This window comes from Streptosporangium sp. CA-115845 (genome assembly GCF_050943795.1).
GTDB lineage: Bacteria > Actinomycetota > Actinomycetes > Streptosporangiales > Streptosporangiaceae > Streptosporangium.
The window spans coordinates 6,055,981-6,074,976 of sequence record NZ_CP191988.1 but is presented as its reverse complement, the minus strand read 5'-3'; the positions used below and the strand labels follow the sequence as shown (position 1 = coordinate 6,074,976).

Below are 18,996 nucleotides of genomic sequence, written 5' to 3'. Positions count from 1 at the left end.
CGAGTGCTCGGTAGATCTTATTGCTGAATTGTTATTCATATCGGGCCGAACCGTGATCCATTAGGAGGTATTCACTACGGCTTCGGTGCCCCGCCCGCGTCGTCGGAGGCTCCGCCCGTGCCCTCCGGACGCGACTCCAGGCCGGCGACGAACAGATCGGTCAGCCGGGAGACGGCCGCACCGACCCGTTCGTCCGTCCACAACCCGGGGTCCTCGGTGTCGGCGATATAGAAGCCGCGAAGCAGCAGGTAGAGAACATCGGCCGCGAAGCCGGTGTCAGTCACGCCCGCCCACGCTGCCCGCGGGAGGGATCCGCGCACAGCGACGCGTCATGTGCGATCCACGGATCATGAGCCCGTCGCCGGGTTTCGCCGGTGCCGCCGTGGTCTTGTGGCGCGGGGCTCGCTTCCGCCACAGTTGCTCGGGGCGAATGTCATCGACACCCGTGAAAACCGGGCATCCAACACAGAAGGCGGGGGCGGATGGACACGATCGTCGGGGTGCACGGTATCGGTAAGTACCGCTACTACCGCGACGCGGGTAACTCGGTCAGCGGCGCGGCCGTCGCGATGCGCGACAAGTGGGACCGCTACCTGCACAAGGGCCTGACCGGCGGCAAGCCGCACGCCAAGGAGCGCTACATCACCGAGATCGCCTACTACGCCCACCTGCTGGGTGAGAGCAAGGACGACTCTCCGCGCGCGGTGCGGAACATGAACGTCGGCGCCCAGGAGGTCTTCGTCGCCTGGGCCAAGCAACTCGACTCGGTGGGGGAGGGGCTGACCGGCGCCCTGCACCGGATGACCGGCTGGCTGCTGGACCGGTTGCAGGGCAACGCCGCCGACTTCGCCAGGTTCTTCTGTCCCGAGGTCGCCGCCTACATGGCGGCCGGAAGCGAGGCACGCGAGAAGTCGAGGGCGGCCGTGGCCGAGGTGATCAGGCGGAACCGGCCCAGGGTGGTGATCGCGCACTCGCTGGGCAGCGTGGTGACCTACGAGACGCTCTGGGCCAACCCCGACCTGGAGGTCGACCTGCTGATCACCCTGGGCAGCCCGCTCGGCATGCGCAATGTGATCTTCGAGCGCCTGATGCCCGCACCGGTCAACGGCTGGGGAGGCCGGCCCTCCAAGGTCAGGCGGTGGGTGAACATCGCCGACAAGGACGACATCGCGGCGATCCCGCCGGGGCTGCGGACCTGCTTCACCGGCGTCGACCAGGAGGCGCTGGTCAACCTCGACTGGCTCGACTTCCACACCGCGGAGAAGTACCTGGGCTGCGGCGCCCTCACCCCCCACCTCAAGCCCTACCTGGGTTGACGCCATCCGGCACGCTCGACCACATCAGCAGGTGCGGCGCTCCGGCGAAGACCGGTGCCCGGTTCACCATTCCGGCAGGACAGGCGGCACTGACCTAAAGCGCCAGAGGAATTTCTGAAGAGTTGTTGGATGATGCCGCTTATGAGTCCCCTCACCACGCGACTCAGCGTCGCGGCTCTCGCCATGGCACTGGGTGGCACCCTCCTCGTCCAGACCCCCGCCTCGGCCGCCAGGTCCGCCCCACCCGCCCCATCCGCCGTGTCACCCGCCGCCGCGGCGCCCACCGACTTCAGGTACGTGATCTTCTTCCCCAAGCACGTCCGCCGGGGTGGATCCCTCGTCTACACGGTCAAGGTCAGTAACAGGAAGGCCCGCGGCCAGCACTACGTGGCACTCGTCGGGGACTTCTCCAGCCGGTTCCGCAAGATCAAGGTGATCTCCAAGCCACGCAGCGTCAAGTGCTCGGTCAAGCGCCGTGACCTTTCCTGCTGGATCACCTCCCTCGACAAGGGCGACTCGACGACGGTACGGATCCGCGCCTGGGCGGGCTCGCGCCGGGGCGTCGCCACGGTCAGGTTCGGTGTGATCGTCACCACCGACGCGAAGGCCGACATCGATAAGCTCCGCAAGGAGATTCGCCGCCCGGTCAAGGTCAGCACGCGTATCCGTTAGCCTCCCGGCGGACCGGGGTCGTGCGGCCCGGCTCTCCGGTGTCCCGGCCGCACGGGACGGGCCCCTCCCGTCCTGCTGCGGAACGAGCCGGAACGAACGGTCAGATCCCGGCGCGGTTCCGGGGACGCCGGGGAGCGCCGTTCGGCTTCGAGGTCGTGCCGGCCTGCAGGAAGTTCTCGATCACGAGGGTGGCCGCGCCCAGTGCGACGGAGTCGACACCGAGGCGGCCCAGACCGATGGAGACCGTCTTGTACGGCTGCGCCAGGCAGTTGTCCGCGGCGACCTTCCTGATCCTCGTCAGCAGGTGCTCGCCGAGCAGCACGCCGGCCCAGCCGCCGATGATGATCCGTTCAGGGTTGAACAGGTTGATCAGGTTGGCCAGGCCGATGCCCAGATAGGTGACGGTCTCGTCGATGACGGGGGAACCACCGGCCACCAGTTCGGCCAGTGCGGCCTGCTCGTCGACGCTCTCCGTCCAGACCCCGGCACGTTCCAGAATGCCCCTGGCCCCCACGTACGCCTCCAGGCAGCCCTCTCCGCCGCAGCGGCACCGGTGCCCGCCGACCATGATCTTCGTATGGCCCCACTCGCCGGCGCTGCTGTTGGCCCCCAGGTACGTGGTTCCGTCGGTGATGATGCTCGCCCCGACTCCCGAGCCGATCAGCACCACCACGGCGTGCCTGGCACGGCGCCCGACGCCGAACCACAGCTCGGCCTGCCCCATCGACTTGGCGCCGTTGTCCACGAAGAGCGGCAGGTCGGTGCCCGCCCGCAGGAGCCTGCCGAGGGGGACCGCGTCCCAGCCGAAGGTCGGGGCGTGGATCAGGGCGTCGGGCCCCGTCTCGACGACGCCGGGAACGCCCACCCCCACGCCGAGCACCCGCTCGGCGGGCACGCCGCTCTCGTTCAGGACCACGTCGATGCCCTCGATGATGTGGCGGACGACCAGATCGACGTCGTGCCGGGTCGGGCGGAGCGCGTACTCGGCCCTGGCCTGGCGGTTCATGTCCAGATCGAAGAGTTCGACGTGCACGTGCGTCTCGCCGACGTCGACGCCGATGGCGTAGCCGTGGGTGGTGTTGACCCGTAGCAACACGCGCGGCCTGCCTCCGTCGGAGTCGGCCAGGCCCGCCTCGACGATGGTCCCGCTCGCCAGCAGATCTCCCGTCACGTTGCTCACGGTGGCGGGGCTGAGCCCGATGGTCTCACTGAGCTCCTGGCGGCTGGCGGGCCCCTCGAAGTAGAGGGCGCGCAGCACTATCGCCCGGTTGCCTCGGCGTAGGTCGCGGACGGTCCTGTGCTGTGCGTCGAACATGACCATCATCTTAGGTAGCGAGTCGAAGAAAACGGTCGTCTACCGGGGTGAGGACGAGTTTGTCAGGGCGTAACCGAACAGGGTGCCCTTGGCGGCGCCTGCCGGCGTCCTCGCCGTCGACGGACGGATACCGGGGTAGGGGCCCTTCCGCACGGTCCCGCGCGGCAGGGTGAGCCTGTCGTCGCGCGGGGCGGCGACGACCAGGCCGTGGCCCGCTGGTTCTCGGTCAGGCCCTCGCCCGGTACGCCGATCGCCAGGTCGGCGCAGCGGTCGCCGTCGAAGTCACCGGTCGCCAGCGCCGAGCCGAACGCGTCCCCGGTCTCGCTCTCGCCGGGCACGCCGGGCTCGTCCTGGGCCGGCCTCCGGGCGGTGCGCATGTCGTACAGGACGGTGACCGCCCCCGCGCGGACGTGGCCGCCGGAGCGGGTGTAGGGCGCGGCGACCGCGAGATCGGCCCGTCCGTCGCCGTCGAAGTCGGAGGGTACGCCGGAGCAGGCGCTCGCGTTGGAGGGGGAGATGGAGACCAGAAGGGAGGTGAAGGCGATGGAGACGAGAAACACGGCTCTCATAGCCGTAATGATTTCCGATAATTCGGACACGCGGCCCACAAGGCTATGAAATTCACGTGGCCGGTACGGATAAAGAACGTGCCAGGATTGGAAGTATGGAAATCGACCTGGCCGACCTGGGATTCTGGCGGCGGCCGCTCAAGGAGCGGCATGAGGCGTTCGCGCGGCTTCGGGATCTCGACCGGCCGGTGTTCTTCGAGGAGAAGCGGGTGCCGTTGCTCCGCTCGGGCAAGGGTTTCTACGCGCTGGTCAGGCACGCCGATGTGGTGGAGGCCAGTCGCAACGCCAAGGTGTTCTCCAGCGAGCCCGGCGTGACCAGCCCCGAGCCGCCCGGCTGGGTCAAGCACGTGTTCGGTGAGTCCATGGTCAACATGGACGACCCCCGGCACGCCCGGCTCCGCCGCATCGTCTCCCGTGCGTTCAGCCCGAAGATGCTGAGCAACCTGCAGGGCGACATCGACGCCGCGTGCGCGCGGATCGTCGACGACGTGACGGCCTCGGGACCCGGCGACTTCGTCACGCAGGTGGCCGCCAAACTGCCCATCCACGTCATCTGCGACATGATGGGTATCCCCGACGACGTGCGGGCCAGGGTCCACCAGCACGTCGACATCTCCACCGCCTACTCCGGCGTGCGGCCCAGCCTGGCGCACACGGTCAGGATGGCCGCCCAGAACACGCTCGCGCTGCTCGCCCTGCAGCGCCTGGTGATCAACCTGGGCAGGGAGCGCTCGGGGGCACCGGGCAACGACCTCGTCTCCGCGCTGGTCACCGCCAACGTCGACGGTGAGAGGCTGACTGACAGGGAGCTGGGGTCGTTCTTCACGCTGCTGCTCGTGGCGGGCAACGAGACGGCCCGTAACACCATGGCGCACGGTATCAAGCTGCTGACCGACAACCCCGAGCAGCGGCGCCTGCTGACAGACGACTTCGACGCCCACATCGGCGGCGCCATCGAGGAGATGGTCCGTTACGTCTCACCCATCATGCAGTTCCGCCGCACCGTCACCGAGGACTACGATCTGCGCGGCCTGCAGCTGAAGGCGGGCGACAAGGTGGTGCTCTTCTACGGCTCGGCCAACCGCGACGAGACGGTCTTCCCGGACGCCGGCCGGTTCGACATCACCCGGGACACCAAGCCCCACGTGGGTTTCGGCGGCCCGGGGCCGCACTTCTGCCTGGGGGCCAACCTGGCCAGGCAGGAGATCAGGGCGATGTTCCGCGAGCTGTTCACCCGGCTGCCCGAGGTCCGCTCGGTCGGCGAGCCGGAGCTGCTGGTGTCCAACTTCGACAACAGCGTCCGCAGCCAGGCGTTCACCTTCTGAGGGCGGTCACCTGCCGGGCTGGGGAGCCGTCACCGGGCAGCCGGTCTTCGGCTCCGAGCGGATCAGCACGTTCTCCCGGATGGTGAGGAAGGTGAGCAGCGCCGCGAGGCCCATCATCGACGCGCTGACCAGCATGGTCGTATGGAATCCGGTGGTGAAGATCGCGGGGGAGTCGAAGGCGTCACCGGTCAGCCCGGCCAGCGGGGGGATCGCGGCCACCGCGAGCAGCCCGCCGGTCCTGGCGACGGCGTTGTTGACGCCGCTGGCCACCCCCGCGTGCCGCTCGTCGGCGCTGGCCAGCACGGTCGCGGTGAGCGGCGCGACCGCCGCCGACAGACCCAGGCCGAACAGGGTCGTCACGGGCAGCACGTCCACCACGTACGACGAGCCGGGGCCGATCCGTGACATCAGCAGCAGGGCTCCCGCGCAGACCAGGATGCCGATCGTCATCGGCAGCCGTGGCCCGACGCGCCTGGCCAGCTCGCCCGCGCGCGACGACAGCAGCAGCATCAGGATCGTCACCGGGATCATCGCGGACCCGGCCAGCAGCGGGGAGAAGCCCGCCGACACCTGCAACTGGACCACCAGCAGGAAGAACACCACGCCCATCGCGGCGTACATGACGAACGTGACGACGTTGACCGCGGTGAACACCCTGGAGGCGAAGATCTCGACCGGTACGAGTGCCCTGGGCGAGCGCCTGATCTCCAGCCAGACGAACGCGGCGCCCAGCGCCACGCCTGCCACGATCGGGACGACCTCCAGGCCGATCAGGCCGTAGGTGATCCCGGCCAGCGCCAGCGCCGCCAGCGCCGAGCCGAGAACGTCGAACCGGCCGGCGGCCTCGGCGTTCCTGCTCTCCGGGACATGCCGCAGGGCGACCAGCACGACGAGCGCCGACAGCGGCAGGTTGATCAGGAACACCCAGCGCCAGCCGGCCGTCTCCACCAGCCACCCGCCGAGCAGCGGGCCGATGGCCGCGGCCACCCCGCCCAGACCCGACCACGCCCCGATCGCCCTGGGACGGTCCTCGCGGTCGAAGGAGGACTGGATGATGGCCAGGGAGCCGGGGGTGAGCAGCGCCCCGCCGATGCCCTGCAGCGCGCGGGCCGCGACCAGCGTCTGCACGTTGGGCGCCAGGCCGCACAGGGCGGAGGCGAGGGCGAACCAGACGACGCCGATCAGGAAGATCCTGCGCCTGCCGTACCGGTCACCGAGCGAGCCGCCCAGCAGGATCAGACCCGCCAGGGTGAGGGTGTAGGCGTTGACGGTCCACTGCAGACCGGCCATGTCGGCGCCGAGGTCGGCGCCGAGGGCGGGCAGCGCCACGTTGACCACCGTGCTGTCCAGCAGGGCGATGCCGGAACCGAGCACCGTGGCGAGCAGGATCCAGCGTCCCGCCGCAGAATTGAGACGGATGTGACCGTTGTCCATGCCGTCCATCATCGCCGGGCTTTCACGTCTGTCTGACCTGCGCACATGATTCTTAAAGTGTCGTGCACCTCTGGTAGGACAGGTTCTGTCGTGTCACGCCTGACGGGAGTCTCCGATGGACTACAGCGAGTTCAACGACGATGTCGATGGTCTCTACCGTGGGGAGTACGCGGGCCTGCCCATCGTGAGCCTGCGTCCGCCGGGGGCGCCCATGCCCGCGGCGGGCGAGGCGGCGTGGCGCATCTCGGTCCGCGTCCACGACGCCAAGGAGACCTTCGAGGAGCACTTCGCGCGCTTCGTCGAGACCGTCGACACCACCGAGGTCAGGGCGATCATCGTCGGCGGCTGGGATGAGGCCTACGAGGTCGACGCCTCGGGTCCCATCCGGCTGCTGGCCGGGAACGCGGCGCGCCTTCCCAAGCTGCGATCGCTCTTCTTCGGCGCGATGCCCTCGGAGGAGTGCGAGATCTCCTGGATCGTGCAGAGCGACGTCACCCCGCTGCTGGAGGCGTTCCCGCTGCTGGAGCGACTGGAGGTGCGCGGCGGCACCGAGCTGAAGCTGCGGCCTGTCCGGCATGACAACCTCAAAATCCTCCGGTTCGAGACCGGCGGCCTGCCTCCGGCCGTGGCCAGGGCGGTCGGTGCGAGCGATCTTCCCGCGCTGGAATACCTGGAGCTCTGGCTCGGGGCGGAGAACTACGGCGGAGACACCACGGTGGCCGATCTGGAGGGCATTCTGTCCGGCGAGCGGCTGCCCGCGCTCCGGCATCTCGGTCTGCAGGACAGCGAGATCCAGGACGAGGTCGCCGCGGCCGTCGCCTCAGCCCCGGTGGTGGCCCGGCTGGAGTCGCTCGCCCTGTCGATGGGCACGCTCACCGACACCGGCGCCGAGGCGCTGCTCGCAAGCCGGCCGCCGGCCCACCTCAGGCGGCTGGACCTGCACCACCACTTTCTGAGCGACGCCATGGTCGAGCGCCTCAGGGCGGCGTTCTCCGGCGTCGAGCTCGACCTGTCCGAGCAGGAGAAGCCCGACGACGACTGGTATTACGTCGCGGTCTCCGAATGACCGCGCTCGCCGTCGTCGGCACGCCGGGGGAGCGGCGGGTGACCATGTTCGCCGGCGCCTGCGTCCGGCAGGGACTGCGCGAGCCCGCGGTCCTGCCGTGGACGTCCGTGCTGCGCGGCGCGGAGATCCGGATCGAGCCGGAGACACTGGTACGGATCGACTCGCCAGGGGAGGACGCGGAGACGGACGAGCTGCTGCGCGGAGGTGGCGAGCCGTCCCGGGTCGGTGGCGGGGCCCGCTGGCACGCCGCGTTCGTCGCCGGGGCGGCGCGGGTCCGCGAGGCCGTCGGCCAGGCTCCGGGGGCCGTGCTGCTCGCCGACGTCGACGACATCTCGGTGATGTTCGACAAACGACGCTGCCACGCCAGGCTGTCGGCGGCCGGGGTGCCGGTGCCGCCCGCGCTTCCCGGACCGATCCGCGGCTATGCCGAGCTGCGCGAGCGGATGGGCGAGGCCCGCTGGGGGAGGGTGTTCGTCAAACCGGCCCATGGCTCGTCGGCCTCGGGGGTCGTCGCCCTGCACGCGTCGGGCGACCGGGTCAGGGCGATGACCTCGGCGGAGCTGACCTCCGAGGGGCTGCGCAACTCCCTGCGAGTCAGGTGCTACGAGGACGAGTCCGACCTGGCGGCGATCGTCGACCTGCTGGCCGGAGACGGGCTGCACGTCGAGCGATGGTTTCCCAAGGCGAGCCTCGGCGGGCGCGCGATCGATCTGAGGGTGGTCGTCGTGGACGGCACGCCCACCCACGCGGTCGTCCGTGCCGGGCGCGGCCCCATGACCAACCTGCATCTCGGCGGCACCCGGGGTGACCTCGGCACGGTCACGGCCATGCTCGGTCCCGAGCTGTGGGCACGGGCACTGGAGGTCTGCGCGCGGGCGGCGGCCTGCTTCCCCGGGAGCCTGGCCGTGGGAGTCGACCTGATGGCCGGGACCGACTGGCGGAGCCTGGCGGTGGCCGAGGTGAACGCGTTCGGCGACCTGTTGCCCCGGCTGGAGGGCCTGCCGGGTAGCGGCGCGGAGGGCCTCGACACCTACGGCGCCCAGGTCCGCGCGATCCTCGCCCGGCACTCGCCACAGGGGCCTCGTGACATCGGGGGCGAAGGAGGGCCCGATGCGTGACATGAACGAGATCGTGGGCAGCCACGATCTGCTGCTGGTGACACTCGACACGCTCAGGTACGACGTGGCGGAGGAACTGCTGGCCGCGGGGCGGCTGCCCGCGCTGGCGCGGGCGCTGCCCGGCGGACGCTGGGAGCGCAGGCACAGCCCGGGGAGCTTCACCTACGCCGCGCACGCGGCGATCCTCGCCGGTTTCCTGCCGACCCCGGCCGGGCCGGGACCGCACCCCCGCCCGTTCGCCGCCGTGTTTCCCGGGAGCGAGACCACGGCCCCGGGCACCTGGGTGTTCGACGCGCCCGATCTGCCCAGCGGGCTGGCCGGGGTGGGGTACCACACGGTCTGCGTCGGCGGGGTGGGGTTTTTCAACAAGCTGACCCCGCTCGGGTCCGCGCTGCCGGCGATGTTCGCCGAGAGCCACTGGGAGCCGGGGTTCGGGGTCACCTCGCAGACCTCGTTCGAAGCGCAGATCGCATGTGCCGAGCGGGTGGTCACCGGGGCGGACGGTCCGGTGTTCCTGTTCGTCAACGTGTCGGCCCTGCACCAGCCGAACTGGTTCCACCTGCCGGGCGCCACTCGCGAGCACGGTGACAGCCGGCGGAGCCACGCCGCCGCACTCGAATACGTCGACCGGCACATCGGCAGGCTGTTCGCGCTGATGAGCGAACGGCGCCCCGGGTTCGCGATCGTCTGTTCCGATCACGGCACCGCCTACGGTGAAGATGGATACGTCGGGCACCGGATCGGTCACGAGGTCGTCTGGACCGTGCCCTACGGTGAGTTCACCATGGAGCGAGGGGAGTGGCGTTGACTCCGAGTCCTGGCCGGACACCAGAGGTGGTGGACGGCGAGCGGCGCGCATCCGCGCCGCCGCCGGACGCCGCCTCACCCGATGCGGGGCCGTACCAGGGGTACGTCTACGCCTACCCGCACAAGACCGCCTACCGGCCGCTCGATCCACGTCCGTCACTGGCGGAGGTGTGGGCCAGGGAGCCCGTCGACCACCTCTTCCTCTACCTGCACATCCCGTTCTGCGAGATGCGCTGCGGATTCTGCAACCTGTTCACCCGCACCGGCGCCCCCGAGGAGCTCGTCGACGCCTATCTCGGCGCGCTGGAACGCCAGGCGAGCGCCGTACGGGACGCCCTGAACGGTCCCCGCTTCGTGGCGGCGGCGGTCGGCGGCGGCACGCCGACCTATCTCAAGGCCGCCGAGCTCACCAGAATGTTCGACCTCGCCGAGCAGATCATGGGCGCCGACCTGCGGGCCGTCCCGATGGCCGTGGAGACCTCCCCGGTGACCGCGACGGCCGACCGGCTCGCGGTCCTCGCCGAGCGGGGCACGACCCGCGTCTCGATCGGCGTGCAGAGCTTCGTCGACGCCGAGGCCCGCGCGGCGGTCAGGCCGCAGCGGCGGCAGGAGGTCGAGACGGCGCTCGGCCGGATCCGCGAGGCCGGGTTCGAGACGCTCAACATCGACCTGATCTACGGCATCGACGGGCAGACGGAGGCGTCCTGGCGTTACTCGCTGGACGCCGCGCTCGCCTGGAAACCCGAGGAGATCTACCTCTACCCCCTGTACGTCCGCCCGCTCACCGGTCTGGGCCGCCGAGCCCGCGACTGGGACGACCACCGGCTCACCCTCTACCGTCAGGGCCGCGACCACCTGCTCGCCGCCGGGTACGAGCAGATCTCGATGCGGATGTTCCGGCTGCCGGGGCGCTCCAGCCCCGCCGAGTACAGCTGCCAGAGCGACGGCATGGTCGGCCTCGGCTGCGGCGCCCGCTCCTACACCTCTCATCTGCACTACTCCCACGAGTACGCGGTCGGCGCCGGCCGGGTGCGCGCGATCATCGACGACTACGTGCGCCTGGCTCCCGGGGAGTTCGCGGTCGCAGCCGTGGGTTTCCGGCTGGACGGGGAGGACCGGCGCCGTCGCCACCTCATCCAGTCGCTGCTCCAGGCCGACGGGCTCGATCCCGAGGTCTACCGTGCCCGCTTCGGAGCCGGGGCCGAGGCCCACTTCGGCGAGGAGCTGGAGCGCCTGACGGCTGGGGGCCTGCTGGAGCGGGACGCGCCGCCGCCGGGCGGAGAAGGGACGCGCCCCGGGTGGCTCCGGCTCACCGCCGAGGGGCTGGCCCGCTCCGACGCGATCGGTCCCGCGCTGTTCTCCGGCAGGGTCCGCGAGCTGATGGCCCGATACGAGGAACGGTGACAGGCCTGGCCGGCTCACCCGGCGCCCCCGCCTCCGGAATCCGCCACCTGCCGCTCCTGCCGGGCAGGCCCGGTGGATCAAGCGATCCGAGCGCCGACGGCGAAGGTCGCGATCACCTGACGATCCTCTACCGGGGGCCGCTGGCGAGCTGCGACTACGACTGCCCCTACTGCCCGTTCGCCAAGCGGCGGGACGACCCGGAGCAGCTGAGCCGGGACCGGGCGGCGCTGGAGCGGTTCACCGCCTGGGTGGCGGGACGGGGCCATCCGGTCTCGGTGCTGTTCACCCCGTGGGGCGAGGGCCTGGTCCGCTCGTGGTACCGCCGGGCGATGGTCGAGCTGAGCCACCTCCCGCACGTGCGGCGGGTCGCCATCCAGACCAACCTCAGCTGCCGGCCCGGCTGGCTGGCCGAGGCCGACCTGGACACGCTCGCCCTCTGGGTGACCTACCACCCCGGCCAGGTCACCCACGAGCGCTTTCTCACCCGCTGCCGCGACCTGGTCGCGCGTGGGGTCCGTTTCAGCGTCGGCGTCGTCGGGCTGCCCGAGCACCTCGGCCACGCCCGCCGCATCCGGGCCGATCTGCCCGCGGAGGTCTACGTCTGGGTGAACGCGGCGGAGGGCACCGCCTACACCGACGACGAGGCCGCCGGCTGGACGGCGATCGATCCGCTCTTCCGGCACAGCCGGACACCGCACCGGAGCGCCGGCCTGCCCTGCCGTACCGGCGACAGCGTGATCTCCGTCGACGGCGACGGCACCGTGCGGCGCTGCCACTTCGTCCCGGCCGTGCTCGGAAACCTCTACGAGGGCACGTTCAGGCCGAGGGCCACGGTGTGCCCGGCGGCGATCTGCGACTGCCACATCGGCTACGTGCATCTGGAGGCGACCGGTCTCTACGACGTCTTCGCCGGGGGAGTCCTGGAACGCATCCCCGCCCGCTGAGGTCGGATGACGAACGGCCAGGCGTGCCAGGCGGCCCGTCAGGATGTTCCGCGACCGACATGGTGCCGGAAAAATGGCGGCGCAAGAGCCGTGCCGCCTCGTCAAGCAGATGCCGCCCCCCTGTCATCAAGCCGTCTCCGGATGACTCCCGGCAACCAGGCGAGCGCGAGAACCGCCACGAACACCGGAAACCAGGCCAGCCGGTGCAGCAGCCAGACCGGCTCGTCCGGCACGGCCAGCAGGCCGGGGACGTCGCCGAGGCGCAGGGCGGCGACGGCGATCACGGCCGGCGCGCTCTGGTGCCACAGGAAGAGCGTCATCGCCGACAGGTTGGCCAGCGCGACCGTCGCCCACAGCCGGGGACGCCGCATCAGCCGGGCCAGCGGAGCGCGGGCCAGCAGCGCGAGCCCCACCTGGGCGAGCCCGAAGCAGACCACCGCCAGGGTGGGCGGAGACAGGTTGGAGAGCCTGACCCCGGTCACCCCCACCATGCTCGCCGGATACCCGAACCCGGCGACCAGCAGTGTCGCCCCGGCCGCCCCGCCGGCCAGCAGGCCCACCGCCACCCGGCGCGAATCGAGCAGGCCGCTCGCCCAGGCGATCCCCAGCGCGTACGGCACCAGCCAGCCGGCCGCCAGGTTCGCCCATCCCAGCCAGGCGGGACCACCGAGCCAGAATCTGGCCAGGTCCACCCCGAGCACCACCGCGAACGCCGCGGCGGCCGTGACAGTCGGACGCGCCCGCAGGAGCAGGGGAGTGGCCGCGGTCAGCGCGGCGAAGACGGCCAGGAACCACAGCGGCCCCACCGCCGGGAACATCATCGACCTGATCAGCCCCACCGGCGCCCCACGCAGCGCCATCCCCGTTGCGATTCCCGTCCAGACCAGGGCGAGCGGCACCACCGGCCCCAGCAGCCTCCCCATCCTGGCCCGCACCCACGCCCCCGCTGGAGCGCCTTCCGGCCTGAGGGCCGCCGGGCGGAGGCCGCGCGCCGCCGCGTAGCCGCCGACGAAGAAGAACACCGCCAGTGTCTGGAACACCCAGGACAGCGGTGTCAGCGCCGGTAGGTGGCTGAGCGGGCTGGCCAGGTACACCGCCCCCGCCGGGCCCGGCGCCCACGCCGTCACCAGCCAGTGCCCCAGCACCACGCCCAGGATCGCCAGCGCCCGCAGCGCGTCCACCCCCCTGTCCCGGCCGGCCGGGGTGGCCGCCTCGATCCCGGCCGTGAGGCTAGCCACTGGACACCTCGCCGCCTCGGCCGAGGGCGATCAGGGTCAGGTTGCGCAGCGACTCGCTGCCCGGCTTGAGATAGTCGTCGTGCCCGGCGGCTTCGGTCCCGAACGGGTGGGCGCCGAAGGCCGGGGCGGCGGGATCGGGGCCGAAGCCGAACGGGCCGATCCGGAGTTTGGGCACCTCGCGCATCCAGTCGAGGGCGCCGCTGCCCACCCACAGACGGGTGCCGCCCAGCTCGGCGGCCGAGGAGACGCCCAGTCCCGGGCTGCCGAAGACGGCCGTGTCGGCGACGCCGGAGGCGGGTACGGCTCCGGCGCACACCACCGAGCCGTAGCTGTGGCACAGCAGGCTGACCCACTTGCCTCCCAGGGCTCCGGTGACGTAGCGCCGCAACTCCACCGCGCCCCGCTCGGCGGCCCCGCCGGTCATCACGCGAAGGCTGAGCATCGCCGGGCTGTCATAGCCGAGCCAGGCGACCACCGCCAGCCTCGCCTCCGGATCCAGCGCCCGGGCCTCGGCCAGCACCGCCCGCGCCCCTCCCCCCGGCGTGCTGTACCGCTTGGCCCTGCCGCCGTCGAAGGTGGCGGCCGTGGTGTCGGCCCCGGGGACGATGACCGCGACGTACTCGGCCGCGGCGAGATCGCCGTAGACCCGGACCACCCGGTCGCCCACGGGCGACGGGACCATCAGGTAGGCGAGCGCCGTGGCGACGGCCACGACGAGCGTGCGGCGGAACATACGAGCCTCCTGTCCGGCCTGCGGGATTGGACAGGAGGCTAGGAACCGCGGCCCGTCGATCGCATCACCCCGGGGAGGTGTCTTCGCGATCCCTCTCGGGGGTGAGGCGGGCTCACCCGGCGAACGAGGCCGGTGCCATCAGGGCCCTCAGGCCGGAGGTGGGAACCCGGCCGGGGGCGAGCGTCCGGTGACCGGTCGCGTCTCCACGCGAACCGTTCGTCGTCCGGTGCCGTGTCCGGCGGGCGGGGGGCGGGGGAAGGTGACTCCGGAGGCCCCGAGGCGCCACGGACTCATTCGCCTGGGCGTACCAGGCCCGTCTCGTAGGCGTGCACGATCGCCTGGGCGCGGTCGCGCAGGTTCAGCTTCGCGAGGATCCGGCCCACGTGGGTCTTGACGGTCTGCTCCGACAGGATCAGCTCCTCGGCGATCTCCTGGTTGGACCTGCCCCGCGCGATGAGCGCGAGCACCTCGGTCTCGCGTCCGGTGATGTCGTCCAGGCGCCCGCGCGGGCGGCGCGGGCCGACGCGGGCGAACTCCGCGATCAGCCGCCGGGTCACCGAGGGCGCCAGCAGCGCCTCCCCGGCCGCCAGCACCCGTACCGCCTCGGCCAGCTGCTGCGCCGAGGCGTCCTTGAGCAGGAACCCGCTCGCCCCGGCCCGCAGCGCCTCGTAGACGTAGTCGTCGAGATCGAACGTCGTCAGAATCAGGATCCTCGGGGTGGGACCGGTGGACTCCATGATCTCCCGTGTCGCCGCGAGGCCGTCCATGACCGGCATCCGCACGTCCATCAGCACGACGTCGGGCCGCAGCTCGGCCGTCCGGGCCACGGCCTCGCGCCCGTCGGCGGCCTCGCCCACGACCTCGATGTCCGGCTGCGAGCTCAGGAAGACGGTGAAGCCGGTCCGTACCATGCCCTGGTCGTCGGCTATGAGCACCCGGATCGTCATCGAATCTCCTTGAGCGTGGAGACCCCGGGCTTCGGCCACGGGGCAGGAGGTCAGGCGTTCTCCGTGATCGGCAGTATGGCGGTGACCGCGAAGCCCGTCCCGACCGGCCCGGCCCACAGGCTTCCGCCGAGTACGGACACCCGTTCCCGCATCCCGATCAGGCCGTGCCCCATGCGCCGGGATTCCCCGGGGGAACGGCGCCCGGCGTCGTTCGTCACCTGGACGTGCAACTCGGCGCCGTACCGGGCGATCCTCATCGAGACGGCCGAACCGGGGGCGTGCCGCATGGCGTTGCTGAGCGACTCCTGGGCGATCCGGTAGGCGGACAGGCTCACCGCCGTGGGCAGCCCCGTCAGGTCGCCGCCCACCTTGAGCGTCACGGTGAGCCCCGCGGAGCGCGCGGTGTCGACGAGTTCCTCCAGGCGGCCGAGGCCCGGCTGCGGCGCGATGTCCGGGTGCCCGTCGTCATCCCTCAGCACGCCCAGTACGCGGCGCATCTCGGTCATGGCCGCGAGCGACAGCGCGCGGATCTCTCTCAGCCCTTCCTCCAGGCGCTCCGTGTCTCCGGCCGCTCGCAGCGGAACGGCCTCCGCCTGGATGGCGATCACCGACATGTGGTGGGCGACGACGTCGTGCAGTTCCCTGGCGATCCTGGCCCGCTCCTCCAGCACGGCCTGTCCGGCCAGTGCCTGCCGGCTGCGCCGCTCCTCCTGGGCCAGCAGGCCGATGGCCAGCCGCCGGGCGCGCACGTTGTGGCCGAACAGGACGGTCGCCGTGACAATGCCGGTGACGACGGCCAGCGAGCCGGGGTGGATCATCCAGGCGACGAGGACCGAGACGAGCCACACGCCCACGGTGATGTGCCGCTCCGAGCGGACCGCGACCGCGTAGACCACGAGTACGTACATGATCGCGGCAGCGGTGCTGTACGGAGGATCGGACAACTGCCGCGAGACGACCGTGCCCAGGGGGATCAGCACGATCGCCATCCGCCAGGCGGCCAGTGGCCACCGGCCACGGAGCGCGAGCGGCAGGGAGAAGGCAAGGGCCGCGAACGTGAGCCCCTCCGCGTCGAGCGGGGAGTGCGCCCGGATCGCCTCATCCCTGAGCAGGGAGAGACCGGCGTCGAACAGCATGAAGGTCAGCGCCAGGTCGGCCAGCAGGACCAGGTCGATCGTCTGGAACGGCAGCAGCCCCAGCGCCCTCGGCATGCGGGGGCGGAGGCGGCGTGACCGGGGGCGGCCGGCAGGATCGGCCGCCCCGGTCACCAGCGCCTCGACGAGGGGGTGGGCCAGTCGCGCGGCGGCCTCCCGTACCGGCCGCGCGTGCCGTGCGAGGGCCTGCCGCGCGGAGCTGGGGATCACCCGGATCAGCCTAGGCGGCGCGGCCGTGGTCCGCGTCCCACCAGGGGGTGATCTTCAGTGTCACCCGCCTCCGGGCCGCGGCCAGGACGTCCCGCACCATCCGGTGGGCTCAGGCCGTGCTCAGGCCGCGCAGCACGAAGCCGGAGACCATCTCCGCGGCCTCCTCGGGCGTCACCGCGCCGCTGAGCAGCGGGACCCGCTCGGCGCCGATGACGGCGAGGATGAAGCGGGCGGCGACCTCCACGTCGGGGGCGTGGAAGTCGCCCGAGGCCACGCCGCTGTCGATGATGCCGGTCAGGATGCGCTGCATCGGCTCGACATGGTCGGCCAGACGCTGGTAGGCGTCGGGGCCCAGCGCCGCGGACAGGTCGGCGGGGCCGGGATGGGGGTGGGCGAGCAGCCCGTCGAGCTGGAGCCTGACGAAGACCCTCAGCCGCTCGGCGGGTGAGGCGTGCTCGGGCAGCTCCCGCTGGTAGCTGTCGATGAAGTAGTGCGTCACCCGCTCGGTGAAGGCCAGCAGCAGCGCGGCCTTGTCCGGGAAGTAGTTGTACAGCACGGTGCGGGTGATCTCGGCCTCGCTCGCCACCTCGGTCATGGAGATGGCGTCGATGCCCTGCTCCCGGGAAAGACGCGAGACCGCCCGCAGGATGCGGTCCTGTGTCTGGGCGCGGTGCTCGCCGATGGTCGCGGCCGAAATCCGGGGCATGGCCCCATGGTCGCACAGTGCCGTCGCCGGCTGTCAGGTCGTTCCGGGTCCGGCCGCGAGGTCAGCGCTGGGGGCGGGCCGAACTCATGGCGGCGTTCAGGTCCTTGGTGCTGGGGGCCGGGGGGAGCGGAGGGCCGACGCGGTCGGCGCGGCAGGCGTCAAGGATCAGGCCGATCAGCCGCCGCCACGCCTGAGGGGCGGTGCAGCGGGTGGAGCCGAGCACCCCGGCGTTGGCCATCATGATCAGCATAAGGTCCTGACCGGTGAAGTCGGCGCGCAGCGTCCCCGCGCGGCGGGCCCGCTCGATCACCCGGTCGACCGCCGCCATCGCCCGCGCTCTCGGCGCCTCCAGCGCCGCGGTGGGGAAACAGGTGGTGAGGGCCTCGGTCACCCCCCGGTCGGCGGCCTGCATCCCGCAGACGTGTTCGACCAGCCCGGCGAACGCCTCCCAGGGGTCGTCGGCGAGCTCCGCCGCCTCGGCGGCCTCGACGAAATCGGCCATGTGGTCGGCCAGGATCGCCTCGATGAGCGCCTCGCGGTCGGGGAAGCGCCGGTAGAGCGTGGCGATGTTCACCTCGGCCCGGCGGGCGATCTCCTCCAGGGGCACGTCGAGCCCGCGCTCGCGGAACGCGCCGCGCGCCGCCGTCATGATCCGTTCCCGGTTGATCTCGGCGTCCTTGCGCAACCTCCGCCGTTTGCACGCTTCCATGAGCCGATTCTACAAAGTGAAGGCTGCCCTGCGGTTATGCTACGGTGGCGACAAACGAAGGTATGCCTTCACTTATTTTTCGGAGCGCCTCATGAACGTTGTCCTCTGGGTCGCACAGGGCCTGCTCGCCGCGATGTTCCTCATCGCTGGTCTCACCAAGTCCACCCAGCCGCGCGAGAACCTGATCGCCAACTTGGGGGGATGGGTGGAGGATTTCTCCGGCGGACAGGTCAAGGCCATCGGCATCCTTGAGGTGCTGGCCGGGATCGGGCTGATCCTGCCCGCCCTCACCGGCATCTTGCCCGTGCTGACCCCGCTCGCCGCCGCCGGCCTGGTGATCACGATGATCGGCGCCATTATCGTGCACGTCCGGCGCAAGGAGTATTCGGCACTCGCGATGAACCTGGCGCTCCTCGCGCTGGCCGCCTTCGTGGCCTGGGGCCGTTTCGGGCCGTACGCCTTCTGAGCACCGTATGTCTTTTGGGGCCTTGCCGGGACCGTGCGACCTCCGAAGACCGGAGGGCGCCGGACAGGCGAACGCTCCGGCACGGAGAATCCGTGCCGGAGCGTTCACTCGTGCTGTGGGACGACCTGTGGGACGACCGGGTTCAGGCGGCGACCTCGGACCGGGCCACCCGGCCGAGCTCGCCCAGGACCTCGGTGTTGAGCAGGTAGGCGAGCTTGGTCTCGCGGATGAGACGCTGCTTCTCGGCCTCGTCCAGGGATAGTGCGTCCAGCCGGGCCCGGTACTCGTTCTTGAAACGGGGCAGGCTGCCGATCTCGTCGAACAGGTAGAAGTCGACGCCGCCGCCCGGCTGGTAGCCGTAGATCTTCTGCAGCTCCATCCGGATGAACTGCCCGCCGGACAGGTCGCCCATGTAGCGGGTGTAGTGGTGGGCGATGTAGCCGGCCGGCCAGATGGCGACCTGGTTGATGCGGGCGACCAGGGTCAGGGTCGGCTTGGAGGGCTCGATCCTGGACCGCCAGTCGGATCCGTAGATCGTCTCCAGGTCGCGGACCAGGGCCTCCTCCCGGTAGAGCTCGGGAAAGACGAACGGTGCCGCGACGGGGTCCTCGGCGAGCGACCGTGCGGCGCCGTCCAGGGCCACGTAGGCGAAATAGTGCTGGGCGACCATCTCGCCGTACGCCTCGGCGGTGAGCTGGCCCGCCATCAGGGCTTTGAGGTAGCTCTCGTCCTCGGCGGATTCGTGGTCGCCCCAGGTGGCGTTCCTGAGGACTTCGGAGAACGGCGACTCACTCATGATCACTCCGCGGCGAGGAAACTTTTCATGACGCAGTGTCACAAAAATCGCACCCTCCCGTCAAGCC

20 protein-coding genes are annotated in these 18,996 nt (G+C 71.1%); 9 read left to right on the top strand and 11 right to left on the bottom strand.

Features of this window, described 5'->3' with window-relative positions; all coding sequences use genetic code 11:
• Window positions 1-74: 74 nt before the first annotated feature.
• Window positions 75-284, bottom strand: coding sequence for a hypothetical protein (locus tag ACQP0P_RS29590; RefSeq protein ID WP_433360523.1), 210 nt, complete (start codon window positions 282-284; stop codon window positions 75-77).
• A gap of 198 nt (window positions 285-482) precedes the next feature.
• Here ACQP0P_RS29590 and ACQP0P_RS29585 point away from each other — a divergent pair, with 198 nt between their 5' ends.
• Window positions 483-1,316 carry a hypothetical protein gene (locus ACQP0P_RS29585; protein WP_433360520.1) on the top strand — a complete coding sequence of 278 codons (834 nt, stop codon included), beginning with the start codon at window positions 483-485 and terminating at the stop codon, window positions 1,314-1,316.
• Window positions 1,317-1,457: 141 nt separating this feature from the next.
• On the top strand, window positions 1,458-1,988 hold the full coding sequence (locus tag ACQP0P_RS29580) for a hypothetical protein (RefSeq protein WP_433360518.1): 531 nt from the start codon (window positions 1,458-1,460) through the stop codon (window positions 1,986-1,988).
• A gap of 100 nt (window positions 1,989-2,088) precedes the next feature.
• On the opposite strand, the gene ACQP0P_RS29575 is transcribed toward ACQP0P_RS29580, so the two are convergent.
• Complete coding sequence (locus ACQP0P_RS29575; RefSeq protein WP_433360516.1) at window positions 2,089-3,303, bottom strand: ROK family protein; 1,215 nt, start codon at window positions 3,301-3,303, stop codon at window positions 2,089-2,091.
• 62 nt (window positions 3,304-3,365) lie between these two features.
• Window positions 3,366-3,872 (bottom strand): FG-GAP repeat protein, encoded by a 507-nt coding sequence (locus tag ACQP0P_RS29570; RefSeq protein ID WP_433360513.1) that lies wholly within the window; start codon window positions 3,870-3,872, stop codon window positions 3,366-3,368.
• Between the two features lie 95 nt (window positions 3,873-3,967).
• Here ACQP0P_RS29570 and ACQP0P_RS29565 point away from each other — a divergent pair, with 95 nt between their 5' ends.
• Entirely contained in the window at window positions 3,968-5,197 is a 1,230-nt protein-coding gene (locus ACQP0P_RS29565; RefSeq protein ID WP_433360510.1) for a cytochrome P450, read from the top strand.
• 6 nt (window positions 5,198-5,203) lie between these two features.
• On the opposite strand, the gene ACQP0P_RS29560 is transcribed toward ACQP0P_RS29565, so the two are convergent.
• Window positions 5,204-6,631, bottom strand: a complete 1,428-nt coding sequence (locus ACQP0P_RS29560; protein ID WP_433360507.1) for an MFS transporter — start codon at window positions 6,629-6,631, stop codon at window positions 5,204-5,206.
• A gap of 115 nt (window positions 6,632-6,746) precedes the next feature.
• On the opposite strand from ACQP0P_RS29560, the gene ACQP0P_RS29555 reads away from it, so the two are divergent.
• Genes ACQP0P_RS29555 through ACQP0P_RS29535 form a run of 5 tightly spaced genes read left to right on the top strand, consistent with a single transcriptional unit; the run spans window position 6,747 to window position 11,970 of the window.
• Window positions 6,747-7,697 (top strand): STM4015 family protein, encoded by a 951-nt coding sequence (locus ACQP0P_RS29555; protein ID WP_433360505.1) that lies wholly within the window; start codon window positions 6,747-6,749, stop codon window positions 7,695-7,697.
• On the top strand, window positions 7,694-8,815 hold the full coding sequence (locus ACQP0P_RS29550) for an STM4014 family protein (RefSeq protein WP_433360502.1): 1,122 nt from the start codon (window positions 7,694-7,696) through the stop codon (window positions 8,813-8,815). The genes ACQP0P_RS29555 and ACQP0P_RS29550 overlap by 4 nt, the downstream gene beginning before the upstream one ends.
• Window positions 8,808-9,623: an STM4013/SEN3800 family hydrolase gene (locus ACQP0P_RS29545; protein ID WP_433360500.1), complete on the top strand. Its 816-nt coding sequence runs from the start codon at window positions 8,808-8,810 to the stop codon at window positions 9,621-9,623. Before ACQP0P_RS29550 ends, ACQP0P_RS29545 begins: the two co-directional genes overlap by 8 nt.
• Window positions 9,624-9,652: 29 nt before the next feature.
• The gene (locus ACQP0P_RS29540; protein WP_433382176.1) at window positions 9,653-11,026 is read left to right on the top strand and encodes an STM4012 family radical SAM protein; all 1,374 of its coding nucleotides are present in this window, start codon (window positions 9,653-9,655) and stop codon (window positions 11,024-11,026) included.
• 56 nt (window positions 11,027-11,082) lie between these two features.
• On the top strand, window positions 11,083-11,970 hold the full coding sequence (locus ACQP0P_RS29535) for an STM4011 family radical SAM protein (protein ID WP_433382173.1): 888 nt from the start codon (window positions 11,083-11,085) through the stop codon (window positions 11,968-11,970).
• A gap of 101 nt (window positions 11,971-12,071) precedes the next feature.
• Here ACQP0P_RS29535 and ACQP0P_RS29530 read toward each other — a convergent pair whose 3' ends face one another.
• The 6 genes from ACQP0P_RS29530 to ACQP0P_RS29505 all read right to left on the bottom strand — a co-directional run bounded on the left by ACQP0P_RS29530 (window position 12,072) and on the right by ACQP0P_RS29505 (window position 17,667).
• Window positions 12,072-13,208 (bottom strand): acyltransferase family protein, encoded by a 1,137-nt coding sequence (locus ACQP0P_RS29530; protein WP_433360497.1) that lies wholly within the window; start codon window positions 13,206-13,208, stop codon window positions 12,072-12,074.
• Entirely contained in the window at window positions 13,201-13,941 is a 741-nt protein-coding gene (locus ACQP0P_RS29525) for an alpha/beta hydrolase (protein WP_433360494.1), read from the bottom strand. Before ACQP0P_RS29525 ends, ACQP0P_RS29530 begins: the two co-directional genes overlap by 8 nt.
• A 290-nt stretch (window positions 13,942-14,231) precedes the next feature.
• Window positions 14,232-14,888 (bottom strand): response regulator, encoded by a 657-nt coding sequence (locus tag ACQP0P_RS29520; RefSeq protein ID WP_433360491.1) that lies wholly within the window; start codon window positions 14,886-14,888, stop codon window positions 14,232-14,234.
• Between the two features lie 50 nt (window positions 14,889-14,938).
• Window positions 14,939-16,252, bottom strand: coding sequence for a sensor histidine kinase (locus tag ACQP0P_RS29515; protein WP_433360488.1), 1,314 nt, complete (start codon window positions 16,250-16,252; stop codon window positions 14,939-14,941).
• A gap of 109 nt (window positions 16,253-16,361) precedes the next feature.
• Window positions 16,362-16,958, bottom strand: a complete 597-nt coding sequence (locus ACQP0P_RS29510) for a TetR/AcrR family transcriptional regulator (protein WP_433360485.1) — start codon at window positions 16,956-16,958, stop codon at window positions 16,362-16,364.
• Between the two features lie 61 nt (window positions 16,959-17,019).
• The gene (locus ACQP0P_RS29505; RefSeq protein WP_433360482.1) at window positions 17,020-17,667 is read right to left on the bottom strand and encodes a TetR/AcrR family transcriptional regulator; all 648 of its coding nucleotides are present in this window, start codon (window positions 17,665-17,667) and stop codon (window positions 17,020-17,022) included.
• On the opposite strand from ACQP0P_RS29505, the gene ACQP0P_RS29500 reads away from it, so the two are divergent.
• The gene (locus ACQP0P_RS29500; RefSeq protein WP_433360479.1) at window positions 17,666-18,133 is read left to right on the top strand and encodes a DoxX family protein; all 468 of its coding nucleotides are present in this window, start codon (window positions 17,666-17,668) and stop codon (window positions 18,131-18,133) included. The genes ACQP0P_RS29505 and ACQP0P_RS29500 overlap by 2 nt on opposite strands.
• A gap of 142 nt (window positions 18,134-18,275) precedes the next feature.
• On the opposite strand, the gene ACQP0P_RS29495 is transcribed toward ACQP0P_RS29500, so the two are convergent.
• The gene (locus ACQP0P_RS29495; RefSeq protein WP_433360476.1) at window positions 18,276-18,929 is read right to left on the bottom strand and encodes a heme oxygenase (biliverdin-producing); all 654 of its coding nucleotides are present in this window, start codon (window positions 18,927-18,929) and stop codon (window positions 18,276-18,278) included.
• Window positions 18,930-18,996: the final 67 nt, after the last annotated feature.

Coding starts and splice junctions, on each gene's coding strand:
- ACQP0P_RS29500 (WP_433360479.1), top strand. CDS start 17,666: ATGAGCCGATTCTACAAAGTGAAGGCTGCCCTGCGGTTATGCTACGGT.
- ACQP0P_RS29505 (WP_433360482.1), bottom strand. CDS start 17,667: ATGGAAGCGTGCAAACGGCGGAGGTTGCGCAAGGACGCCGAGATCAAC.
- ACQP0P_RS29550 (WP_433360502.1), top strand. CDS start 7,694: ATGACCGCGCTCGCCGTCGTCGGCACGCCGGGGGAGCGGCGGGTGACC.
- ACQP0P_RS29585 (WP_433360520.1), top strand. CDS start 483: ATGGACACGATCGTCGGGGTGCACGGTATCGGTAAGTACCGCTACTAC.
- ACQP0P_RS29580 (WP_433360518.1), top strand. CDS start 1,458: ATGAGTCCCCTCACCACGCGACTCAGCGTCGCGGCTCTCGCCATGGCA.
- ACQP0P_RS29555 (WP_433360505.1), top strand. CDS start 6,747: ATGGACTACAGCGAGTTCAACGACGATGTCGATGGTCTCTACCGTGGG.
- ACQP0P_RS29565 (WP_433360510.1), top strand. CDS start 3,968: ATGGAAATCGACCTGGCCGACCTGGGATTCTGGCGGCGGCCGCTCAAG.
- ACQP0P_RS29495 (WP_433360476.1), bottom strand. CDS start 18,929: ATGAGTGAGTCGCCGTTCTCCGAAGTCCTCAGGAACGCCACCTGGGGC.
- ACQP0P_RS29525 (WP_433360494.1), bottom strand. CDS start 13,941: ATGTTCCGCCGCACGCTCGTCGTGGCCGTCGCCACGGCGCTCGCCTAC.
- ACQP0P_RS29545 (WP_433360500.1), top strand. CDS start 8,808: ATGCGTGACATGAACGAGATCGTGGGCAGCCACGATCTGCTGCTGGTG.
- ACQP0P_RS29570 (WP_433360513.1), bottom strand. CDS start 3,872: ATGAGAGCCGTGTTTCTCGTCTCCATCGCCTTCACCTCCCTTCTGGTC.
- ACQP0P_RS29520 (WP_433360491.1), bottom strand. CDS start 14,888: ATGACGATCCGGGTGCTCATAGCCGACGACCAGGGCATGGTACGGACC.
- ACQP0P_RS29510 (WP_433360485.1), bottom strand. CDS start 16,958: ATGCCCCGGATTTCGGCCGCGACCATCGGCGAGCACCGCGCCCAGACA.
- ACQP0P_RS29575 (WP_433360516.1), bottom strand. CDS start 3,303: ATGTTCGACGCACAGCACAGGACCGTCCGCGACCTACGCCGAGGCAAC.
- ACQP0P_RS29560 (WP_433360507.1), bottom strand. CDS start 6,631: ATGGACAACGGTCACATCCGTCTCAATTCTGCGGCGGGACGCTGGATC.